The 18,897-nt window shown below is 62.5% G+C and carries 18 protein-coding genes; 10 read left to right on the top strand and 8 right to left on the bottom strand.

Annotation, left to right across the window (positions count from 1 at the left end; genetic code table 11):
- The 4 genes from E7813_RS23630 to E7813_RS23615 form a co-directional block, all read left to right on the top strand.
- Window positions 1-364, top strand: a 364-nt coding sequence (locus tag E7813_RS23630) for a hypothetical protein (RefSeq protein ID WP_291577696.1), incomplete at its 5' end; no start/stop codon positions are given.
- Window positions 357-2,162 carry a glucans biosynthesis glucosyltransferase MdoH gene (mdoH, locus tag E7813_RS23625; RefSeq protein ID WP_291577695.1) on the top strand — a complete coding sequence of 602 codons (1,806 nt, stop codon included), beginning with the start codon at window positions 357-359 and terminating at the stop codon, window positions 2,160-2,162. The genes E7813_RS23630 and mdoH, both read left to right, overlap by 8 nt.
- Window positions 2,159-3,322, top strand: coding sequence for an MFS transporter (locus E7813_RS23620; RefSeq protein ID WP_291577694.1), 1,164 nt, complete (start codon window positions 2,159-2,161; stop codon window positions 3,320-3,322). Before mdoH ends, E7813_RS23620 begins: the two co-directional genes overlap by 4 nt.
- Before the next feature lie 34 nt (window positions 3,323-3,356).
- A complete protein-coding gene (locus E7813_RS23615) occupies window positions 3,357-7,025 on the top strand; it encodes a hypothetical protein (RefSeq protein ID WP_291577693.1) in 3,669 nt (1,222 codons plus the stop codon).
- Window positions 7,026-7,054: 29 nt separating this feature from the next.
- Here the strand turns inward: E7813_RS23615 and E7813_RS23610 are convergent, their stop codons facing one another.
- On the bottom strand, window positions 7,055-7,729 hold the full coding sequence (locus E7813_RS23610; protein WP_291577692.1) for a response regulator transcription factor: 675 nt from the start codon (window positions 7,727-7,729) through the stop codon (window positions 7,055-7,057).
- Between the two features lie 345 nt (window positions 7,730-8,074).
- Between E7813_RS23610 and E7813_RS23605 the strand changes: the two genes are divergently transcribed.
- On the top strand, window positions 8,075-9,703 hold the full coding sequence (locus tag E7813_RS23605) for an MFS transporter (RefSeq protein ID WP_363331214.1): 1,629 nt from the start codon (window positions 8,075-8,077) through the stop codon (window positions 9,701-9,703).
- Between the two features lie 57 nt (window positions 9,704-9,760).
- Here E7813_RS23605 and E7813_RS23600 read toward each other — a convergent pair whose 3' ends face one another.
- The 3 genes from E7813_RS23600 to E7813_RS23590 form a co-directional block, all read right to left on the bottom strand.
- Window positions 9,761-10,228, bottom strand: coding sequence for a secondary thiamine-phosphate synthase enzyme YjbQ (locus E7813_RS23600; protein ID WP_291577690.1), 468 nt, complete (start codon window positions 10,226-10,228; stop codon window positions 9,761-9,763).
- Between the two features lie 117 nt (window positions 10,229-10,345).
- Window positions 10,346-10,816, bottom strand: coding sequence for a hypothetical protein (locus E7813_RS23595; RefSeq protein WP_291577698.1), 471 nt, complete (start codon window positions 10,814-10,816; stop codon window positions 10,346-10,348).
- 89 nt (window positions 10,817-10,905) lie between these two features.
- The gene (locus tag E7813_RS23590; protein ID WP_291577689.1) at window positions 10,906-11,529 is read right to left on the bottom strand and encodes a 2-hydroxychromene-2-carboxylate isomerase; all 624 of its coding nucleotides are present in this window, start codon (window positions 11,527-11,529) and stop codon (window positions 10,906-10,908) included.
- A 273-nt stretch (window positions 11,530-11,802) separates the two neighbouring features.
- On the opposite strand from E7813_RS23590, the gene E7813_RS23585 reads away from it, so the two are divergent.
- The 5 genes from E7813_RS23585 to E7813_RS23565 all read left to right on the top strand — a co-directional run bounded on the left by E7813_RS23585 (window position 11,803) and on the right by E7813_RS23565 (window position 14,358).
- Window positions 11,803-12,183 carry an AtpZ/AtpI family protein gene (locus E7813_RS23585; protein WP_291577688.1) on the top strand — a complete coding sequence of 127 codons (381 nt, stop codon included), beginning with the start codon at window positions 11,803-11,805 and terminating at the stop codon, window positions 12,181-12,183.
- Window positions 12,184-12,260: 77 nt separating this feature from the next.
- Window positions 12,261-13,013 (top strand): F0F1 ATP synthase subunit A, encoded by a 753-nt coding sequence (locus E7813_RS23580; RefSeq protein WP_291577687.1) that lies wholly within the window; start codon window positions 12,261-12,263, stop codon window positions 13,011-13,013.
- Between the two features lie 40 nt (window positions 13,014-13,053).
- Window positions 13,054-13,281 carry a F0F1 ATP synthase subunit C gene (locus E7813_RS23575; protein ID WP_009796340.1) on the top strand — a complete coding sequence of 76 codons (228 nt, stop codon included), beginning with the start codon at window positions 13,054-13,056 and terminating at the stop codon, window positions 13,279-13,281.
- Between the two features lie 30 nt (window positions 13,282-13,311).
- Complete coding sequence (locus tag E7813_RS23570; protein ID WP_291577686.1) at window positions 13,312-13,866, top strand: F0F1 ATP synthase subunit B'; 555 nt, start codon at window positions 13,312-13,314, stop codon at window positions 13,864-13,866.
- Between the two features lie 6 nt (window positions 13,867-13,872).
- Entirely contained in the window at window positions 13,873-14,358 is a 486-nt protein-coding gene (locus E7813_RS23565; RefSeq protein WP_291577685.1) for an ATP F0F1 synthase subunit B, read from the top strand.
- 13 nt (window positions 14,359-14,371) lie between these two features.
- Here E7813_RS23565 and E7813_RS23560 read toward each other — a convergent pair whose 3' ends face one another.
- The 4 genes from E7813_RS23560 to thrC all read right to left on the bottom strand — a co-directional run bounded on the left by E7813_RS23560 (window position 14,372) and on the right by thrC (window position 18,513).
- Window positions 14,372-14,938: a hypothetical protein gene (locus tag E7813_RS23560; RefSeq protein WP_291577697.1), complete on the bottom strand. Its 567-nt coding sequence runs from the start codon at window positions 14,936-14,938 to the stop codon at window positions 14,372-14,374.
- 244 nt (window positions 14,939-15,182) lie between these two features.
- Complete coding sequence (locus E7813_RS23555) at window positions 15,183-15,770, bottom strand: GNAT family protein (RefSeq protein WP_291577684.1); 588 nt, start codon at window positions 15,768-15,770, stop codon at window positions 15,183-15,185.
- A gap of 38 nt (window positions 15,771-15,808) precedes the next feature.
- On the bottom strand, window positions 15,809-17,098 hold the full coding sequence (locus tag E7813_RS23550; protein WP_291577683.1) for a pitrilysin family protein: 1,290 nt from the start codon (window positions 17,096-17,098) through the stop codon (window positions 15,809-15,811).
- Window positions 17,095-18,513, bottom strand: coding sequence for a threonine synthase (thrC, locus tag E7813_RS23545; RefSeq protein ID WP_291577682.1), 1,419 nt, complete (start codon window positions 18,511-18,513; stop codon window positions 17,095-17,097). Before thrC ends, E7813_RS23550 begins: the two co-directional genes overlap by 4 nt.
- Window positions 18,514-18,897 lie beyond the last annotated feature (384 nt).

Genomic DNA, 18,897 nt, shown 5'->3' with positions numbered 1-18,897 from the left:
TCTGAAGGATGCCGGCAGGATCTACGGCTGTCGCGGGCGAAATCTTCGGGACGGCATCTACGTCATGAGCGAGGCCTATGGCGATTGCGACATCATCGTGGGCCAGACCATGCTGTTTCATCGCAGCCTGCTCAATTACCTCTACCGCTTTCTGGGATCGATACCGATATCCGCCCGCGCCGACGATATCGCGTTCAGCCTCGCCTGCCCGTCCCGCCATGTCGCCATCGATGTCGAACCCATCACCGATATCGGGTCGGATGACGAAAATGCGCTGTGGTTGTCGCCGGGTCATCTTGAGGCCCGCCAGGCGCAGGTGGACCTGATGCTGCCCTTTTGCCGGAAAACCGATTTTCATGGCTGACGCCGGCGAGGTCCGCACCCCCGGATGCGGATATCCCGCCGGCTTTGCCGACGGCGACCGGGCTGATGAAGCGAGCGCCCTGCATCGCCGCCGGCTTGCCTACGGATGTCTGGTTGCAATCACCAGCGCCGGCCTTTCGGCCTGGCTCGGGTTTATTGTTTCGGGCAACGGCCAGACCGTTCTGGATGTCGCCTTGGTTCTCAGCTTCCTGATGAAACTGCTGTGGGTTTCATCGGTATTCTGGAGCGCGGCCATTGGCTTTATCCTGCGCCGCTCGACCCGCGATCCGATATCGCCGGTATTGCCACCCTTCGCGCGCATCCGCGGCGACGAACCGATGCTGTTTCGCACCGCCATCGTCATGACCATCCGTGACGAGGATGCCAAGCGCGTTTTTGCCCATATGCAGGTGGTCAGGACCAGCATCGATGCAACCGGGTTCGGCGACAGGTTCGACTATTTTCTGCTGAGCGACAGCATGACTCCGAAAGCCATTGCTGCCGAACACGATGAAATGACCTCGTTGCGGAAAAGTTCACCGGGCACAAACCTGATTTATCGCCGCCGCGACACCAATATCGACTACAAGGCCGGCAATCTTCACGATTTCTGCCAACGGTGGGGCGAGCGATACGAATTCATGGCGGTGCTCGATGCCGACAGCGTGATGAGCGGCGAAGCCATCCTGCGGCTGGTCCGCATCATGCAAGCGGCGCCGCGGCTGGGAATCCTTCAGAGCATGATCGACTGCGTGTTGCCGCCAACGGCGATCGCTCGCGTGTTTGAGTTCGGACACCGGCACGTTTGGCACAATTATATTCTTGGCTCGGTGTGGTGGCAGGACGAGCGATGCCAGTATCGTGGCCACAACGCCTTGATCCGCGTCGCCGCCTATGCCGCCCATGGCCGCATGAACGACGGCGACGGCGCCTATAACACCGGCCGTCATGTCATGTGCTTCGACCAAATAGAGGCTGCGCTCCTGCATCGCGCCGGCTTCGAGGTCCGCGAATTGCCGATCGGCGGTGGAAGTTATGAGGGAATGCCGTCCACGCTGGTGGATTTTCTTGGCCGTTATCGACGCTGGTGCCAGGGCGATCTGATCAATCTGCGCCTGTTGGCGTTGCCGGGCCTCCGGACCATGGACAAGTATCATCTGGCCGGCGTGGCGCAGCGTTTCCTCGGATGGCCGGCGGTGGTGCTGTTCGTCACGCTCGCCGTTTATGCCGTGCTCGCTTGGCCGCCGGATACGCCTTTCCCCAAGGCAAACGCGGCTGCCCTCTATGCCAGCTTCGCCGTTCTCTATCTCACGCCAAGAATGCTCGGACTTGCCGACGCCATGCTGGCCGGCGCGCGCCGTTACGGCGGCTTTCCGCGGCTGGCGCTTGGCGCCCTGACCGAGCTTTTGTTCAACATGCTGTTTGTTCCCGTCGCGATGGTGGCGATCAGCTGGTTCATCATCAGGTTCCTGTTCGGCTATCGCTCCTCGTGGTTGCCGCAGCGGCGACAGAGCTACCGTTCACCGCTGAAGGAAACCGTGCTTGCATTGTGGCCTCAGACGCTGCTCGGGTTTGGTCTTTCGGCGGCGCTCGCTGTCGCAGCACCGGCGGCGCTGCCCTGGTTTGCCCCATTCCTCGGCGCCCTCGTGCTCGCTATTCCGTTCGGCGTCCTCACCGGCTCGCGCGGGTTTTCGGCATCGATGGAACGTTTGCGCATCTGCGCCATGCCGGAGGAAATTGCGCCGCCCGTCGAACTCGTCGACCTCGGCCGCCTCGATCGCGAAGGGAACGGCCAGTGAGAACGCAAATGGCTGCCGCCTTGCCGCGGCTGGACCGGTTTGGCGCCCGTTTGGCATTGTTCTATGCCGGCTTCATGTTCGTACTGGGCATGCAGGTGCCGTTCTTGCCGCTCTGGCTCCAGTCCAGGGGATTAAGATCGCAGGAGATCGCCTTTGTTCTGGCGGCGCCAATCGTCGTGCGCATGTTTGTCACGCCGATTGTCAGCCGGCTGGTCGATCGTCATAGCGATACCAGGCGCGCCTTGGTGTTCGCCTCGTTTGCCTCGGTGGCCGGCTTTGCCATCATCGGCATTGCCGAAGGTTTCTTCCAGATTCTCCTTGCTTTCTCCCTCACCGCGATCCTGTTCATGCCGATCGGCGCGCTGGCGGACGCCTACGCGCTCACCGGCCTTCGGTCGCGATATTCCGGCTACGGATCCGTGAGGCTGTGGGGATCGGTCGCATTCCTGATTGCGAACCTGTTCGCCGGAGCATTGCTGTCGGTCATCGCGGTGCATTCTTTTATCTGGGCCATCGTGCTCGCGCTCGCGGCGATGAGCTTGTTCGCCGGCTTGCTGGCGCCGCTGCCCGCCCAACTCGGCGAACCGACTGCCGCCGCGCCGGTATCGCTGAATTTCTGGCGACTTCCGCAGTTTCTTTTGATCGCGGCGGCGGCAAGCCTGATTCAGGCCAGTCATTCCATCTACTACACGTTCTCGGCGGTGGCCTGGACCGCCGGCGGTTTGGGGAGCGCCGCTGTCGGCACCTTGTGGGCGATCGGGATCGGCGCCGAGATCGTTTTTTTCGCGGTATCCGGTCGGCTTGCGCACCACCCGATCGCGTTGATCGGCATGGGCGCGGCGGGCGCTTTGCTGCGCTGGACGGTGATGGGCTTGAACCCTCCCGTTCTATTGTTGCCGCTGGTGCAGTGTTTGCACGCCTTTTCCTTCGGGGCGACCCATCTGGGATCGATTCAATACGCCGGCCGCGCCGCGCAAACCCGACAGTCGGCCACCGCACAGGCCGATTTCGGCGCTGTATTGGCGTTTGGCGGTGCGGCAACGACGGCTTTCTCGGGCGTCCTCTATAGCGCAATCGGTGGGAGTGCCTATTTGGTCATGGCCGGCATGGCCGGCATCGGCGCGATGTTGCTGGTTGTTGAAGGCAGGTTAAGGCGGTAGGCACGTCAACGGAGGTTAGAAGGGGGGAAGACCGATGTCGGACGTCCGGACTGTCCGCGTCTTTGTTTCATCGCCGAGCGATGTCAAGGCGGAACGTCAACGTATCGAAGTCGTCGCTGAGCGCCTCAACGCCCTGCACGCGGGCGCCGTTCGCATCGAGGTCATTCGTTGGGAAACACGGTTCTACACCGCCGACAAATCGTTCCAGCCGCAAATACTCGAGGCTGCCGAATGCGACATCGTGATCGGGATTTTTTGGGCGCGCCTTGGCACCGAATTGCCGCCGGATTTTCCCAAGATGCCGGACGGCGCGCCCTATCCGAGCGGTTCGGCCTACGAAATCCTTTCCGCCATCCAGAAAAGAGCGCCAGCCGAACCCGCGGCTCCGGCCGAGGAAACCCAGACCGAAGTCTATGTGTTTCAGAAAACCGCGCCGCCCTTTCCGGCGCCTGAAAACGAGAACGACCTCGCGCTGCTCAGTACACAATGGCAATTGGTCAAGTCGTTCTTCGAGCGCTGGTTTCGCAATCGCGACGGAACCTTCGTCGCGGCGTTCCATGTCTTCGTCACCACCGACCAGTTCGAGGAGCAGGTCGATAAATTACTGCGTCAGTGGCTTGCCGAAAATGTCCTGAAGACACGCGCGCTGGTCTGGCCGATCGCGACCAAGGGATCGCCTTTTCGCGGCCTTGAACCGTTCGACGCCGCGCACGCTTCGGTGTTTTTTGGCCGCTCCAGCGACATTATGCGCGCAACCGACCGGCTGAAATCGACGGCCCGCGGACAATCGCCGGATGCCAGCCTCCCGGAAGCAGGATCGGATGCGGCTAGCGATGACCCCGCAGCGGAACGGCGCCACAGTCCGTTTCTGCTGGTGGTGGGCGCCAGCGGCACGGGCAAATCATCGCTGGTGCGCGCCGGTATCGCGCCGCGCTTGATCACACCGGGATTCGTTGGCGAGGTGGACCAGTGGCGCGTTGCGACGATGCGGCCCGGCGACCACGCCACCCCGCTCGATTCGCTGGCGAAGGCGCTGTTCATGCGCGCCGGGGAGGCGCTCGAGGGTGGCGCTTCCCACCTGGCGTTGCCTGAACTCGCGCAAGGCGATTATGCAACTCCGGAACTCCTCGCCGAACTTTGGCAGGGAGGCGGTCTGACGGCCCAGCCGATTATCCGGGCGCTGGACCGCATCGCCGAAACCGAGCGGAAGGCCGGCAAATTCGACCGTCCCGTCCGCGTCGACCTCGTTCTTGTCATCGATCAGCTTGATGAGTTGTTCGTATCCGACGGCGCAGACGAGAATCGCGCCCGTTTCGTGACGTTGCTGGCGAATCTGGCGGCGACCGGACGGGTCTGGCTCGTCGCCTCGTTACGCGCGGCGCTCTACGAACGCTACCTCGCCGAAAGCGCTTTCAGGCCGCTCAGGACCGGCGGCGTCACCTACGAGCTGGCTTCCCCGGGCCAGGTCGAGCTTGCAGAAATCGTCCGCAAGCCCGCGGAAGCGGCTGGCCTGATCTTTGAAACGAATTCGAAAGGGGTTTCGCTCGATCGACAACTCCTGAAGGATGCATCCGACCCGGACACGCTTCCTGTTCTGCAATTCACGCTACAGGGCCTGTTCGAACGCCGACGGCAGGTCGGAGACGAAATTCACCTGACGTTCGAGGCCTATGACGCGCTCGGCGGCATCGACGGCGCGATCGACAAAGCGGCCGAGGCGGCACTTGAAGGATTCGAGGAGACCGAGCAGAACGCTTTGCCGCGGCTGTTGCGTCAACTCGTCGTTTCCGTCGGTTCGTCGACCATCGTATCGGGACGATCCGCCATGGCCATCCGCTCCATGCCGCTGGCGTCCGTCGCTTCCACCAAGGAGACGACGAATCTGGTCAAGGCGTTGGTTGAAGCGAGAATCCTGACCAGCGAAAGTCTCGACGGTATCGCGACGATCCGGTTCGCGCATCAACGCGCGCTGGAAAGCTGGCGCCGCGCCCAGGAACTGCTGAAGGCCAACGCTGATTTCTACCGGATCCGCGGCGAAATCGAACTCCAGCACCAGCGCTGGGAAAGCCGGGGCCGGAGGTCCGATCTTCTATTGCCCGCTGGCTTGCCGCTCGCCGAGGCAGAATCGGTCGTCAGCCGGTTTGGCGACGAGATCGCGCCGGAGCTACAGAACTATGCAGCAAGATCAGGCCGCCGCGCCCGGTTGCGCCAGCGGCTGATCGCGGCAGCGGCCGTTGCATTCGCCTGCGTCGCCATCGCGGCAATCTACTACCAGAATCAGGCCCAAAAAGGATTGATCGCCGCGACCGATGCGGTCACCGCCCTGGTACAGGGAATATCCGAAGTGGTCAGGCCGCTGGCGCAGCTCGACACGGTTGAGGAACTGGTGTCGCAAGCGCGCGCTTCGATCGACAAATTCGGCGGAGCATGGCGCACCGACAGCATTCGCAAGCAGCAGGCTCGAACCTACTTGCTGATTGCGGAAATCGATTGGGATCGTGGCGATATCGGACAGATGCGCAAGGATGCGGGCGATGCGCTCGCGCTATTGCAGGGCCTCAACGGCAGCGATCCCGAAAGCATGCTGCTGCGCGCCAATAGCCACCGTTTTATCGGCATCAGCTATTTCGAGAACAACGAGCGGGAAAACGCGCGGCTGCAGTACGAACAGGGTGTGGCCGACCTGACCGGTATTCGGGACCAGAAACTGACCGCGCCGCTCGATTGGCAAGTGCAACGCTCGCTCGCCGACGTCTATCAGGAACTCGGCGATGTGCTGTTATTCAAATACTACCAGCCGCAAGACGCCAACGGCGTATTCGACAAGTGTCTCGAATTGCGTCAGCACCTGATCGACGCCGGCCACCGCGAGCCCGCATTCCTGCATGACCTTGCATGGGCGGAAAACAAGCATGGCGATGTCGAGGTCAGGCTGGGAGACGATACCGGGGCACTTGCCCAGTTCACGCAGGCGCGCGACGGCTTGATGGCCATGGGTGACCACCTCTGGGACAATTTGACCTGGGCTTACGATCTGTCGCTGATCCATAACAATCTCGGGCTGATCGCCTTGAGGCGAGGCCAGTTCGAAGACGCGCTCACATCCTTTACCCAGGCCGAATTCATCATCCAGCGTGTCGTCGATTACGATCCGAAAAATCTCGGGCACCGTTCCGGATTGAGCTGGACCATGTTCAACCGTGCCGAGGCCTTGTTCCGTTTGGCCCTGTCAAAGAAGGATGAAGCCGAGCTTGGTCAGGCGCGGAACGCTTTTGCGGCCTCGACCCGGGAAACCGAGATCGCCGCGGCAAAGGCGCCGCTCGAGGCGCGCGTCCAGTTGGGTCTGGTTCGCAGTCGCGCCTATCTCGCGGCCATCGACGGCATCCAGGTCGAATGGAGCGGCGACAATCTCGCCGCCGCAAAGAAACTCGCCGAAGCAGCGACAATTTTCACCGAGGGATATTTGCCTCATTTGAAGGAATATCCCCGCCGCGACTTTTTGAACGAGGGCATCGATTATCTTGACTGGGCGGCAAACGCCTATGTGGCCGCAGGGTCAGCCGATCGCGCGGGCCCGTTGCTGGATCAGGCGCTGGATCTGATCCATCAGAATCAGGGGCTGCTCGGCAATGATTCTTCCAAAACCCTGCAAGCCCGGATTGAGGCAGACATCTCCAAGGCGCGCGACTCCCGGCCTCATTAGCCGTTTACGATCGTGCCGCCGCAGGGCGATTACGCTGTCGGCGACCCCTGCCGCCACTGGCCGCCGGCGATTTTCGCGGCCGCGATCACGGCCTGAGTACGGCTTTCGACGCCGAGCTTTTGCAAAATCGCCGACACATGCGCCTTGATCGTGGCTTCCGAAACGCCGAGTTCATAGGCGATCTGCTTGTTGAGCAGGCCTTCCGACAGCATCATCAGCACCCTCACCTGCTGCGGGGTCAGCGTCACCAGCCGGTCGCGCAGGCGCGTCATGTCGGGATCGGTGGCGGAAGTGAGATCGGTATCCGGCGGCACCCAGACGTCGCCATCCATCACTTTCGTGATCGCGTCGCGCAACGTCTCGACCCCGAACCGCTTGGGAATGAACCCGGAGGCGCCGAAATCCAGCGACCGGCGGATGGTGCCGCCATCGTCGCTGGCCGACACGATTACCACCGGGATCGCCGGATATTGCGCGCGCAAGTAGATCAGCCCGGAGAAACCTGAGATTCCCGGCATCGTCAGGTCGAGCAGAACCAGGTCAACATCGGAATCCTGCTCAAGCAGCGCGGTGAGTTCCTCGAACGACCCCGCTTCGTCAATCCTCAGCGAGGCCACGACACTTGCGACCGCCTGACGCAGCGCGTCGCGAAACAGCGGGTGGTCATCGGCGATGACGAGGCGTGTGCTGACAGCAGTATTCATTTATTTCTGTTGGGAACGGTTGTGGACCTGCGACTGTCCGGTGTGCAGGGGACGAAGCGGGCTTTTCGGGGCAATTGTCCACTGCTGGGGGATGTCTTGCAAGCCGCCAATGTCACCATCCGGACATGCGGTTAACCGGTCGCTTGTGCACCGCAATACGCTCAATGTTCAAGCACAATCTCTGCACGAGATGGTTCGGGGCCAGACATAGCAGGCAGGCCAAAAGTCTTACTGGGAGTGGTTTCACGGGGATGTTACCGTGAAGCTAAGCTCATGTTTGAAGCCGGCCAAGCCCGGCGCATGGGGCGAACGCGCATTAACGAAATCGGGGAGCTAACAATGACAATGGCTGCGACAGCGGGCCGCGAAGTCCGTACCGGTGGAATGACGGCTGAAGAGCGAAAAGTCATCTTCGCTTCCTCGCTGGGTACCGTTTTCGAGTGGTACGACTTTTATATCTACGGAACACTCGGCGTGTTCCTGGCAAAATACTTCTTCTCCAACGTGCCGGCGAATGTCGGATTTATTTTCGCGCTGCTCGCCTTCGCCGCGGGCTTTGCAGTCCGCCCGTTCGGCGCACTGATCTTCGGCCGTCTCGGCGACATGATCGGACGCAAGTATACCTTCCTGATCACGATGACCCTGATGGGCATCGGCACCTTCTTCATCGGTGTGCTGCCGGGCTATGCAAGCTGGGGCATCGCGGCGCCGATCGTTCTGATCGCGCTGCGGCTGGTCCAGGGCCTGGCGCTCGGCGGCGAATATGGCGGTGCTGCGATTTACGTCGCCGAGCATGCGCCGGCCAACAAGCGCGGCTACTACACTTCATGGATTCAGACCACGGCGACGCTGGGGCTGTTCATGGCGCTGCTGCTCATTCTCGGCATCCGCACCTGGATGGGCGAAGCCGCGTTCGGCGATTGGGGATGGCGCATTCCGTTCCTGCTGTCGGGCATCCTGCTCGCCGTATCGATCTGGATTCGATTGAGCCTGAACGAATCCCCGATCTTTGCGAAAATGAAGGCAGAAGGCACCACCTCGAAGCGGCCGCTGAGCGAAGCGTTCGGTGAGTGGTCGAACGCCAAGATCGCGATCCTGGCATTGCTGGGCGCAACCGCCGGTGAAGCGGTGGTGTGGTACGGCGGACAGTTCTACGCGCTGTTCTTCCTGACCCAGACCATCAAGGTGCCTGCAGTGACCGCGCAGATCATGATCGTGATTGCGCTAGCGCTTGGCACCCCAGGCTTCGTCATCTTCGGCTGGCTGTCGGACAAGATCGGCCGCAAGCCGATTATCCTGACCGGCTTCCTGCTGGCGGCGTTGACGTATTTCCCGATCTTCAAGGCGATCACCCACTTCGCCAATCCGAAGCTCGAGACCGCGCTTTCGGCAGCGCCGGTGACCGTGATCGCCGACCCCGGCGAATGCTCGTTCCAGTTCAAGGCGACCGGAACCGAATCGTTCACCACAAGCTGCGACGTCGCCAAGTCCGGCCTCGTCAACCTGTCGGTGAACTACAATAACGAAGCCGCACCGGCCGGTACCAAAGCCAAGGTGAAGATCGGCGAGCAGACGCTGGCGGCTGACAGCCCCGATTTCGCCAAGGCACTGCCCGCGGCCATCAAGGCCCATGGCTATCCGGCGTCGGCCGATCCGGCCGAGATCAACACGGTCATGACAACCGTCATGCTGTGGTTGCTGGTGATATATGTGACGCTGGTCTATGCCCCAATCGCGGCATGGCTGGTTGAACTGTTCCCGAGCCGGATCCGCTACAGCGGATTGTCGTTGCCCTACCATATTGGCAATGGCTGGTTCGGCGGCTTCCTGCCCGCGACGGTGTTTGCGATCGCGGCTGCGACCGGAAACATCTATTCCGGCCTTTGGTATCCGGTCGGCGTCGCCATCATGAGCCTGATCATCGGCTTCCTGTTGCTGCCGGAAACCAAGGACGTCGATATCACCAAGGGCTGAGGCTTTTAGAAGGCCTTGACAAGCCGGCCGCGGATCGCTCCGCGGCCGGCTTTGTTTTCAGGCAAGCGCGCCGATGAACTGCAGCAGGATCTCACGCCGGTGCGGGCGCGTGCGATGTTCGATCAGGTAGATCGCCTGCCACGTTCCCAACGCAAGTTCGCCCTTCAACACCGGAATATGGAGCGAAGACGACGTCAGCATGGTCTTGACGTGCGCCGGCATATCGTCGGCACCTTCGGTGTCGTGGCTCCATCCGGCATCGTCAGGCGCAAGCCTTCCAAGCGCCAACATCAAATCGTCGAGCACCGATGGATCGGCGTTCTCCTGGATCGTCAGCGACGCCGAGGTATGGCGAATGAACAGCGTCACCGCACCCTCTTTCGCGCGCGCATCCCTGACGAATTTCGCGACCTCGGCGGTGAGATCGACGAAGCCTACGCCGGAGGTTTGCACGCTCAGCTGTGATGAGACGATGGTATTTGCGGTGACGGTGGAGGGCTCGGAGCGGGAAAAGGATCTGGACAATGTCGTAGGTCTCAAATTGCAGGGTGAGCAAAAGGCGCCTTCGCCGTGCCCGCCATTTCTTTGTTCAATGCTTTGGCGGGCACGCTTCGCTTTGCCCACCCTGCGAAGCGGGTACCGTCAAATCTTGCCGGTGACGTCCTTTTGCATCCGGTTGGCCATGTCGACCAGCCGCCGCCACGCCTGCTCCAGAAACGACATCATGCGGTCCATGTCGCGGTCGCTCGGCAGCGGAATCTCGATCTTGCGCTCGCCCTCGGTCACCTTGGGCTCGGGTTTTTTCAGCGAGTCCGCTTTCGGCAGCGGTTCGTCGATCTTGCCGGGGACGGCGGGTTCGCGCGCCGCCAGTTGGGCTTTGAGCTTTTCATTGTCGGACTGCAGCCGGCCAATTTCCGCATCCAGCGCGGCGCGCTCGTCAGGCGCGGCATAGCAGGCCCAGCCGTTGCCGTTGTTGCTGCAGGTCGAAACCTCGCCGCTGCGGGTATCGAGCCTGATCACACCGTCGGCGACCGGCGAAAGCGCATAGCGGCCGTTCTCGGTATCCGGCATCGATTCGGCTATGGCGGTGCCAATTCCGCCGAGGCCGAACATCACGGTGGCGGCCACGATGGCCGACGGGAATTTGGAGGGGGATGTCGCTGTCATCATGGTTGCTCCGCCTCAAGATCGATGGACTGATCCTACACTTGCGAACGATACGGCGCGCGCCCGGACTTCAACGCGTCCGCGAGCAATTCGATCCGGTCCTGTCCCCAGAATACCTCGCCGTCGAGCACATAGACCGGCGATCCGAACACGTCGGCCGCCAGCGCGTCATGGCGGTTCCGCTCATAGGCCGCACCAATCTCGTCGGACCCCGCGCGCTCGACCAGTTGCTTGCCGGGAAGCCCCGCATCGTCGGCTAATTTAGCGATCGTCGCGGGATCGGCGAGATCAAGCTGGTCTTCCCACACGGCTGCAAAAGCCCGCCGCAGAAATCGATTGGGATCGTGACCGGCTTCGACCGCCGCGATCACGACGCCATCGACCAGCCGCGCATTGAACGGCCAGTTCGCCGGTTGCAGGTGAAAATTCAGGCCGCGCTTGTCGCGCCAGCGCTGCAATTCGACCATCCGGTACCGTTGCCGCACCGGATGGCGCTTCAGCAACGGCAGGCCGCCGGTTTCGGAAAACAGATCGACCAGCACCACCGGCTTATAATTCACCTTCAGGCCATAGGTGCTTGCGACCTCCTGGAACAGTTTGTGCCCGATATAGGCCCACGGCGATTGAAGCGAAAAATAGTAGTCGACCTGACGCGGCATGCTCACTCCAAGCGGGAATTTGGGTTGGCGGTCATCCCAACAGACCCGCCAGCACGGCGCAAGGCCACCGCCACGCAAGCCAGCTGTTGCAGTGCGGCGGCGGCCCCGCGACGGCTTCGATTTGGGTCAAATAAGCCTAGTTAAATCAAGGCACTAACTGGTTACGACGCAATCTTGACTTGGTTTGGTGCGGTCAGTATGGTCCGCGCGGCTTTTGAGGGTGACGGGGCGTCATTTTCATTTAACCGCGGCATCGTTTCGGGTCTCCACAGCATGGCTGACGGCGCGAACGACCACGGCAATGGAAGTCGCGATCAATCGTCCTCCGATGAGGCTGCGCTTTCCGCAAGGCTCGGGAGGCTGGATCACCGGTTGTCCGAAATTCGCGACAGCCGCAAAATCGGGACTGACCGGTCTGGAGGCGAGCAGGACGCGGCTCAGGCCAAGGCATCCGCCATGGCCGTCGGGCTTCGCCTCTCCTCCGAACTGGTTGCCGGTGTTCTGGTCGGAGCGGCTCTCGGTTGGGGATTCGATCGCTTGCTGTCGACTTCGCCCTGGGGCCTCATCGTATTCTTGCTGCTTGGCTTTACCGCCGGCGTGATCAATGTGATGCGGTCGGCGGGCGTGATGGCGAAGCAGTCCGAACGGCTCTGACGCGGGCGCTGCGAAAGCGCGACTGAACGTTCGATACGATATGCGCGAAAGCGCGAAACCGATAGGCCGAGAGACGAATGGCTGCCGATCCAATCCATCAGTTCCAGATCACCAAGCTCTTCACCATCGGTCACATCGGCGGACAGGAAATCGCGTTCACCAGTTCGTCGGCCTACATGTTTCTTGCGGTGGCGATTATCTCGCTGCTGATGATCGGCGGCTCCGCCGGACGGCAACTGGTTCCCGGCCGCGTTCAATCGATCGCCGAACTGAGCTACGAATTCGTGGCGAGCATGATCAAAAGCACCGCCGGCTCGCAAGGCATGAGATTTTTCCCGCTGGTGTTCTCGCTGTTCATGTTCATCTGCGTCTCGAACCTGGTCGGGATCATTCCCTACGCATTCACGGTCTCGAGCCACCTGATCGTCACGGCAGCGCTGGCGCTGATGGTGTTCTTCATCGTGCTGTTTTACGGCCTTTACAAGAACGGCCTGAAATTCTTCAAGCTGTTCGTGCCATCGGGCGTGCCGGTCTACATCCTGCCGCTGGTGGTGTTCATCGAAGTCATATCGTTCCTCCTGAAGCCGATTTCACATTCGGTGCGACTGTTCGCCAACATGCTGGCCGGACACATTGCGCTGAAAGTGTTCGCGAGCTTCGTCGCCATGCTCGGCGCCCTCGGAATTCTCGGCTGGGCCGGCGCCGTATTGCCGCTCGGGCTGACCATCGCGCTGACCGCGCTCGAGCTGCTGGTCGCGTTCCTGCAGGCCTACGTCTTTGCCATCCTCACCTGCATCTATCTCAACGATGCTCTCCATCCGGGCCACTGATCCGGCTCATCTCAACAACCCTCAAGAAGGAGTTCGTTTCATGGATCCGATTGCCGCGAAGTACATTGGCGCTGGTATTGCCTGCATTGGCATGGGTGGCGCCGGCGCAGGCGTGGGCATCATCTTCGGCAACTATCTGGCCGCCGCGGTGCGCAATCCCTCCGCTGCCCAGGGCCAGTTCGGCAACCTGATTTTCGGCTTCGCGGTGACCGAAGCGCTCGGCATCTTCTCGCTGCTGATCGCGCTGCTGCTGCTGTTCGCGCTCTAATCCACGGCCAAGGCCGGACAGGAGAAGCCCGTGGCTGAAAGTCATGGCAACGAGGGCGCGACCGCCCATACGGAGGCAGATGGCGGCCACAAGGCCCCGTTTCCACCGTTCCAGAAGGACACCTTTGCATCGCAACTGGTGTCGCTGCTGATCGCGTTTGTCGCCCTCTATCTGATCGTGTCGCGAATTGCGCTGCCGCGCGTCGGCGGCGTGCTCGACGCGCGCCAGAACAAGATCGAGGGCGACCTGTCCGGCGCGCAGAAGCTGACGGACGACTCCGACGCGGCGCTGAAGGCCTATGAAAGCGAACTCGCCGCGGCGCGTTCCCGTGCGCAGGCGATCGGCACCGAGACCCGCGAAAAACTCAACGCGGCCTCCGAAGCGGAGCGCAAGACGCTGGAAGAGCGGCTCTCGGTCAAGCTTGCCGAGGCCGAAAAGACCATCGCCGCGACCCGCGAGGCGGCGATGAGCAACGTCCGCGGCATCGCCTCCGAGGCGGCCGCCGCGATCGTGCAGCGGCTCACCGGCACCGTGCCCGACGGCCAGTCCGTGGACCGCGCCGTCGACGCGTCGTTGAAGGGATAACCCAAGATGTTCGCCGAACCGGAATTCTGGGTCGCCGTAGCCTTCGTCATCCTGATGGGCCTGTTCGCCTATCTCGGCGTCCACCGCACCGTGCTGAACACGCTCGATCATCGAAGCGACCGCATCAAGGCCGAACTCGACGACGCGCGCCGGCTCAAGGACGAAGCCGCCAAACTGCTGGCCGAATACCAGGCCCGCCACGCCAGCGCCGAGCGCGAGGCCCAGGACATCGTCGCCTCCGCGAGAGCCGAAGCCGAGCGCATCGCCTCCGAGGCCAAGGCCAAGATGGAAGATTTCGTCGCCCGGCGCACCAAGACCGCCGAAGGCAAGATCGCGCTGGCCGAAGCGCAGGCGCTTGCCGATGTGCGCGCCGCGGCGGCCGACGCGGCCGTGACGGCGGCCTCCACCATCCTGTCGCAATCGGTAAAAGGCCCGGTGGCCGATGACCTGTTGGCCAAGGGCATTGCCGAAGTTCGCGAAAAGCTGAACTGACGCGACCGCAGAATTACTTCTTCTTGCGCTTGACCGGCTTCGGCTCGGGCGTCAGCGCCTGCGGATCGAACCCGATATAGAAGATGTAGGAATCGCCGGTATTACCGGGCGGTATCGGATACGCCAGATCCTCCGCCACCAGGCTGAACGCTACATTGCCGGCATCCGACAACTCCACCGTGGTTCGGTAAACCTTGGTGGCGATCGTCTTTTCGGTGACGCCGCCCTGCACTACGGCGACCCGCAGGGGTACTTCGACCGTCGGCGGATTTCCGGCCGGGCCGGTAATGACACGGCCCTGAATGCCGATCCGCGCGTTAATCTGATCGCCGACCCGGGTGCAATCGCGCGCGGTGCGCGTGATCGTCGCCTGATAGCGCAGGTCGCTGCCGGTGGCCGGCTTGCCGGGCAAGCCCACCGCAAAGGTGGAGGCGCCGGCGCGGATGTTCACGGGCGGACAGGCCAATTCGTTGATCGCCGGATCCGGCGGCTTCTCGCCGACGGCTTGCGATTTCGAGCCGAACAACTGGCCGAACCGGTCGCCGACCGACGGGCTGGGATCCGACGAGCCGCCGAACATGCTGCCGCCACCGCACCCGGACAGCAACGCGCCCGCGACAGCCAGCGCCGTGCATAGAGGGCCCGTTCTGCCGGCGCCCATCATCAGCCTGTTACGCATCATCCGGATGTTCCCAAAATGTCCCAAGCGCTGGCAGGCTCACGATAAGGAGCAGGCGCACGCGCCTTATAATAGCGCAATATCGGCGAACCCAAGGCACTCAAAAGGCGGACAAGAAGGCTTGCACCGGAATCTCCGAACAAGGTTAGCCGCGAAAATCCTCGTGCAACAGGCCGAACAGCAGGTGGTCCTGCCAGATGCCGTTGATACAGAGATAACGCCGCGCCAGACCCTCGCGGGCAAACCCGCATTTCTCCAGCACCCGGATCGAGGGCGCGTTGGAGGGGATGCAGGCGGCCTCGATGCGATGCAGATTGAGCTCGCCGAACAGCGACGGCAACAGCACCCGCAGCGCCGCGGTCATGTAGCCGCGATGCGCGTGGGGCTGCCCGACCCAGTAGCCGATGGTGCCGGCCTGCACGATGCCGCGGCGGACGTTGGCCAGCGTGACGCCGCCGATCATCTCGCCATCGGACTCCCGAAACACGATAAAGGGATAGGACCGGTCGGCGGCGATGTCTTCGGCGTAGCGGCGCAGCCGGCGCCGAAAGCCGGCGCGCGTCAGGTCGTCGGACGGCCAGATCGGCTCCCATGGCGTCAGGTAGGCCCGGCTGTGTTCCCTCAAGTGCGCCCATTGCAGGAAATCCCCCATCTGGGGCGCGCGCAGCAACAGGCCATGGCCGCGCGGCGCCAGTGCCGCAGGTCCGCTGGATGGCAAACGAAACAGAGCCATGCCTGATACCCCCGATCTCCGTCAGCGAAGGCGCGCCTTTAGTGCAGACGGGCTTTGGCCTTCGACCTGGTCAATCCTTCCGCAAAAGACACCGCCGTGTCCAGACCCCTGCCGCTGCCAAGCGCGACCACCGCCGGGCGGCTGCGCGTCAACAGCCCGCGCGCCGCGTTGCGGGTCGATTCGACGCTGACGGCGTCGATCCGGGCCACCAGCTCCTCCACCGTCAGGGGACGCCCGTAGGCCAGCACGTGACGCGCCAATTGTTCGGCGCGGGAGCTGCAGCTTTCCAGCGCCATCAACAATCCCGCCTTCATCTGCGCCTTGGCGCGCGCCACCTCGGCCTCGGTCAAGGTCTCGACCGCATCGTTGATGACGTCGACGATCACTTCCATCATCTCGGGCGCATCGGTCGGATCGGTGCCGGTATAAAGCCCGAAAAACCCGGTGTCGGTATAGGGCGCGTGAAACGTATAGATCGAGTAGCACAACCCGCGCTTCTCGCGCACTTCCTGGAACAGCCGCGACGACATCCCGCCGCCGAGCGTGTTGGTGAAGACCTGCAACGAGAACAGCGAAAGATCGGTTTGCGGCAAGCCCTCGAGCGCCAGCGTCAGATGCGCCTGCTCGAGTTCGCGATGCACCACGCGCGAACCGCCCTTGCCGAACATCGCCGGTTGCGGTTTCGGCGCCGGCGTACCCCCGAAGCTGGCAAACCGGCGCGTCGCTTCCTCGACCACCTGCTTGTGATTGACGGCACCGGCCGCCGCAACCACCATGTCCGGGCCGCGATAATGTGTGGAAAGATAGCCTTGCAGCGTATCGCGATTGAAAGCCTTCAGGGTCTTGGCGGTCCCCAGCAGGGAGCGCCCCATCGGCTGGTCCGGGTAACACAGCTCGTTGAGATGTTCGAACACCACGTCGTCGGGCGTATCCTGGGCGGCGCCGATCTCCTGCACGATGACGCTCTTTTCGCGCTCCAGTTCGTCCGGCACGAACGACGGATTGGCGAGAATGTCCGAGAGCACGTCGAGCGCCAGCGGCACGTCGGCCTTCATCACCCGGGCGTAATAGGCCGTGGTTTCGGTCGAAGTGCCGGCGTTGAGATCGCCGCCGACCGCCTCGATTTCCTCGACGATTTCGCGCGACGAGCGCCGCGTGGTGCCCTTGAACGCCATGTGTTCGAGCAGATGCGAGATGCCGTGCTCGTTCGGCTTTTCGTCGCGGCCGCCGACGCCGGTCCACACACCCAACGCGGCGGTCCCCAGATGCGGCATGGTATCGGTGATGACGGTGAGGCCGGAAGGAAGCTTGGTAACATCGACGCTCATCCGCCAACTCCTTGTTTCGCGGCGCGACTGACCGAGCGCACGAACCGTTCGACTTCAACCTGATCGTTGTTCATGACCTTGACCTGCTCGGGTTTCGTCATCAGGCCCTCGAGCCAGGCCGGCAATTCGGGGCGCACGCCACAGGCGGCCTCTACCGCATCCGGGAATTTCGCAGCATGCGCGGTCGACAGCACGATGTTCGGGATCCTGGAATCCGAGGTGTCGCGATCCGCCACCGCCAGCGCCACAGCGGTGTGCGGATCGACCAGATCGCCGGCCTCGCGCCACGCCGCGCGGATCGCCGCGGCGGTCTCGGTCTGGTCGGCGCGCCCGGCGTCGAATTCCTCGCGGATCGCCGCCAGCATCGCATCGGGCAGCACGAAACGCCCGGACTGCTTCAAGGACGCCATCAACCGGCGCACGGTAGCGGCGTCCCTGCCGCTTGCTTCGAACAGCAGCCGCTCGAAATTCGATGATATCTGGATATCCATCGACGGCGAGGCGGTGGCGTGAACGTCGCGCACCTCGTAAATACCGGTCTTGAGCGTGCGCGGCAGGATGTCGTTGACGTTGGCCGCGATCCGCAGCAGGCGGACGGGCAAGCCCATCTTCTTGGCAACGTAGCCGGCAAAGATGTCGCCGAAATTCCCGGTCGGCACCGTGAAATCGACCGTTCGCTGGGGCGAGCCGAGTGCTACCGCCGACGTGAAATAATACACCACCTGCGCGACGATCCGCGCCCAGTTGATCGAATTGACGCCCGACAGCGAGAGCGCGTCGCGAAAGTCATGATGGTTGAACAGCCCCTTCACGATCGCCTGGCAATCGTCGAAGGTGCCTTCGATCGCCAGCGCGTGCACATTGGCCGCACCCGACGTCGTCATCATCCGCCGCTGCACGTCCGAAATGCGCCCGTGCGGAAACAGCACGATCAGGTCGACATTATCGAGACCGGCGAACGCGTCGACCGCCGCACCGCCGGTATCGCCCGAGGTCGCGACCACGATGGTGGTGCGTTGCGCACGCTTTGCCAGCACGTGATCCATCAGCCGCGAGATCAACTGCATCGCGACGTCCTTGAACGCCAGCGTCGGGCCGTGAAACAGTTCGAGCACGAATTGATTGGGGCCGCTCTGGTCGAGCGGCACCACGGCGGGATGGCGGAACGTGGCATAGGCCTCGTTCGCCATGCGGCCGAGATCGGCGTCGGAAATCTCGCCGCCGACGAACGGCCTGATGACGTCGACCGCGACTTCCCAATACGGCCGTCCCAGGAATCCGGCGATGGCCTCGGGTGAAAGCTGCGGCCAGCTTTCAGGCACGTAGAGGCCGCCGTCGCGGGCAAGCCCGGTCAGCATCACGTCGCAGAAGCCAAGCGTGGGGGCCTCGCCCCGGGTCGAAATGTACCGCGTCAAACCGCCCTCCAAAGGCTTTTTGTTGTCGCCAAGCCTTTGATAATTCTCATGTTTATAACTTCGCCTGGGACGAAGTCGCGCGGCACCATAGAAGATCAAGGCGTCAAAGGGTAGCCCACAGGATAGGCGCTGGAGCCGCAGGCGAAGCGAGCCGCCTGTCGGTGTGGCGGCAGGGCCGTAGACGGGCAAGCTGCCGGGCAAAAGCGCGAAGCGCGTCTTCGCGCGGGATGACCCGGCAATCCATCTTCTTCGAGAGAACTTCTTGCGAGACTGATGGATGCCCGGATCAAGTTCGGGCATGACGAGTGCGTATTTGCAGATACAGTTTCGCATTCTCGCCGCATGATTGCGCGAAGTTTTGCCAGAAATCTCCTCACCCTCCGA

The sequence above is a fragment of the Bradyrhizobium sp. genome, from assembly GCF_004799405.1.
In the GTDB taxonomy this organism is placed as follows: domain Bacteria; phylum Pseudomonadota; class Alphaproteobacteria; order Rhizobiales; family Xanthobacteraceae; genus Bradyrhizobium.
The sequence above is the reverse complement of the archived record's forward strand: the minus strand, read 5'-3'. Positions and strand labels throughout refer to the sequence as shown.

What these genes read in the sequence shown, in the direction of transcription:
- mdoH (WP_291577695.1), top strand. Translation starts at nt 357, where the DNA reads ATGGCTGACGCCGGCGAGGTCCGCACCCCCGGATGCGGATATCCCGCC.
- E7813_RS23615 (WP_291577693.1), top strand. Translation starts at nt 3,357, where the DNA reads ATGTCGGACGTCCGGACTGTCCGCGTCTTTGTTTCATCGCCGAGCGAT.
- E7813_RS23610 (WP_291577692.1), bottom strand. Translation starts at nt 7,729, where the DNA reads ATGAATACTGCTGTCAGCACACGCCTCGTCATCGCCGATGACCACCCG.
- E7813_RS23605 (WP_363331214.1), top strand. Translation starts at nt 8,075, where the DNA reads ATGGCTGCGACAGCGGGCCGCGAAGTCCGTACCGGTGGAATGACGGCT.
- E7813_RS23595 (WP_291577698.1), bottom strand. Translation starts at nt 10,816, where the DNA reads ATGTTCGGCCTCGGCGGAATTGGCACCGCCATAGCCGAATCGATGCCG.
- E7813_RS23590 (WP_291577689.1), bottom strand. Translation starts at nt 11,529, where the DNA reads ATGCCGCGTCAGGTCGACTACTATTTTTCGCTTCAATCGCCGTGGGCC.
- E7813_RS23585 (WP_291577688.1), top strand. Translation starts at nt 11,803, where the DNA reads ATGGCTGACGGCGCGAACGACCACGGCAATGGAAGTCGCGATCAATCG.
- E7813_RS23580 (WP_291577687.1), top strand. Translation starts at nt 12,261, where the DNA reads ATGGCTGCCGATCCAATCCATCAGTTCCAGATCACCAAGCTCTTCACC.
- E7813_RS23575 (WP_009796340.1), top strand. Translation starts at nt 13,054, where the DNA reads ATGGATCCGATTGCCGCGAAGTACATTGGCGCTGGTATTGCCTGCATT.
- E7813_RS23565 (WP_291577685.1), top strand. Translation starts at nt 13,873, where the DNA reads ATGTTCGCCGAACCGGAATTCTGGGTCGCCGTAGCCTTCGTCATCCTG.
- E7813_RS23560 (WP_291577697.1), bottom strand. Translation starts at nt 14,938, where the DNA reads ATGTTCGGCGGCTCGTCGGATCCCAGCCCGTCGGTCGGCGACCGGTTC.
- E7813_RS23555 (WP_291577684.1), bottom strand. Translation starts at nt 15,770, where the DNA reads ATGGCTCTGTTTCGTTTGCCATCCAGCGGACCTGCGGCACTGGCGCCG.
- E7813_RS23550 (WP_291577683.1), bottom strand. Translation starts at nt 17,098, where the DNA reads ATGAGCGTCGATGTTACCAAGCTTCCTTCCGGCCTCACCGTCATCACC.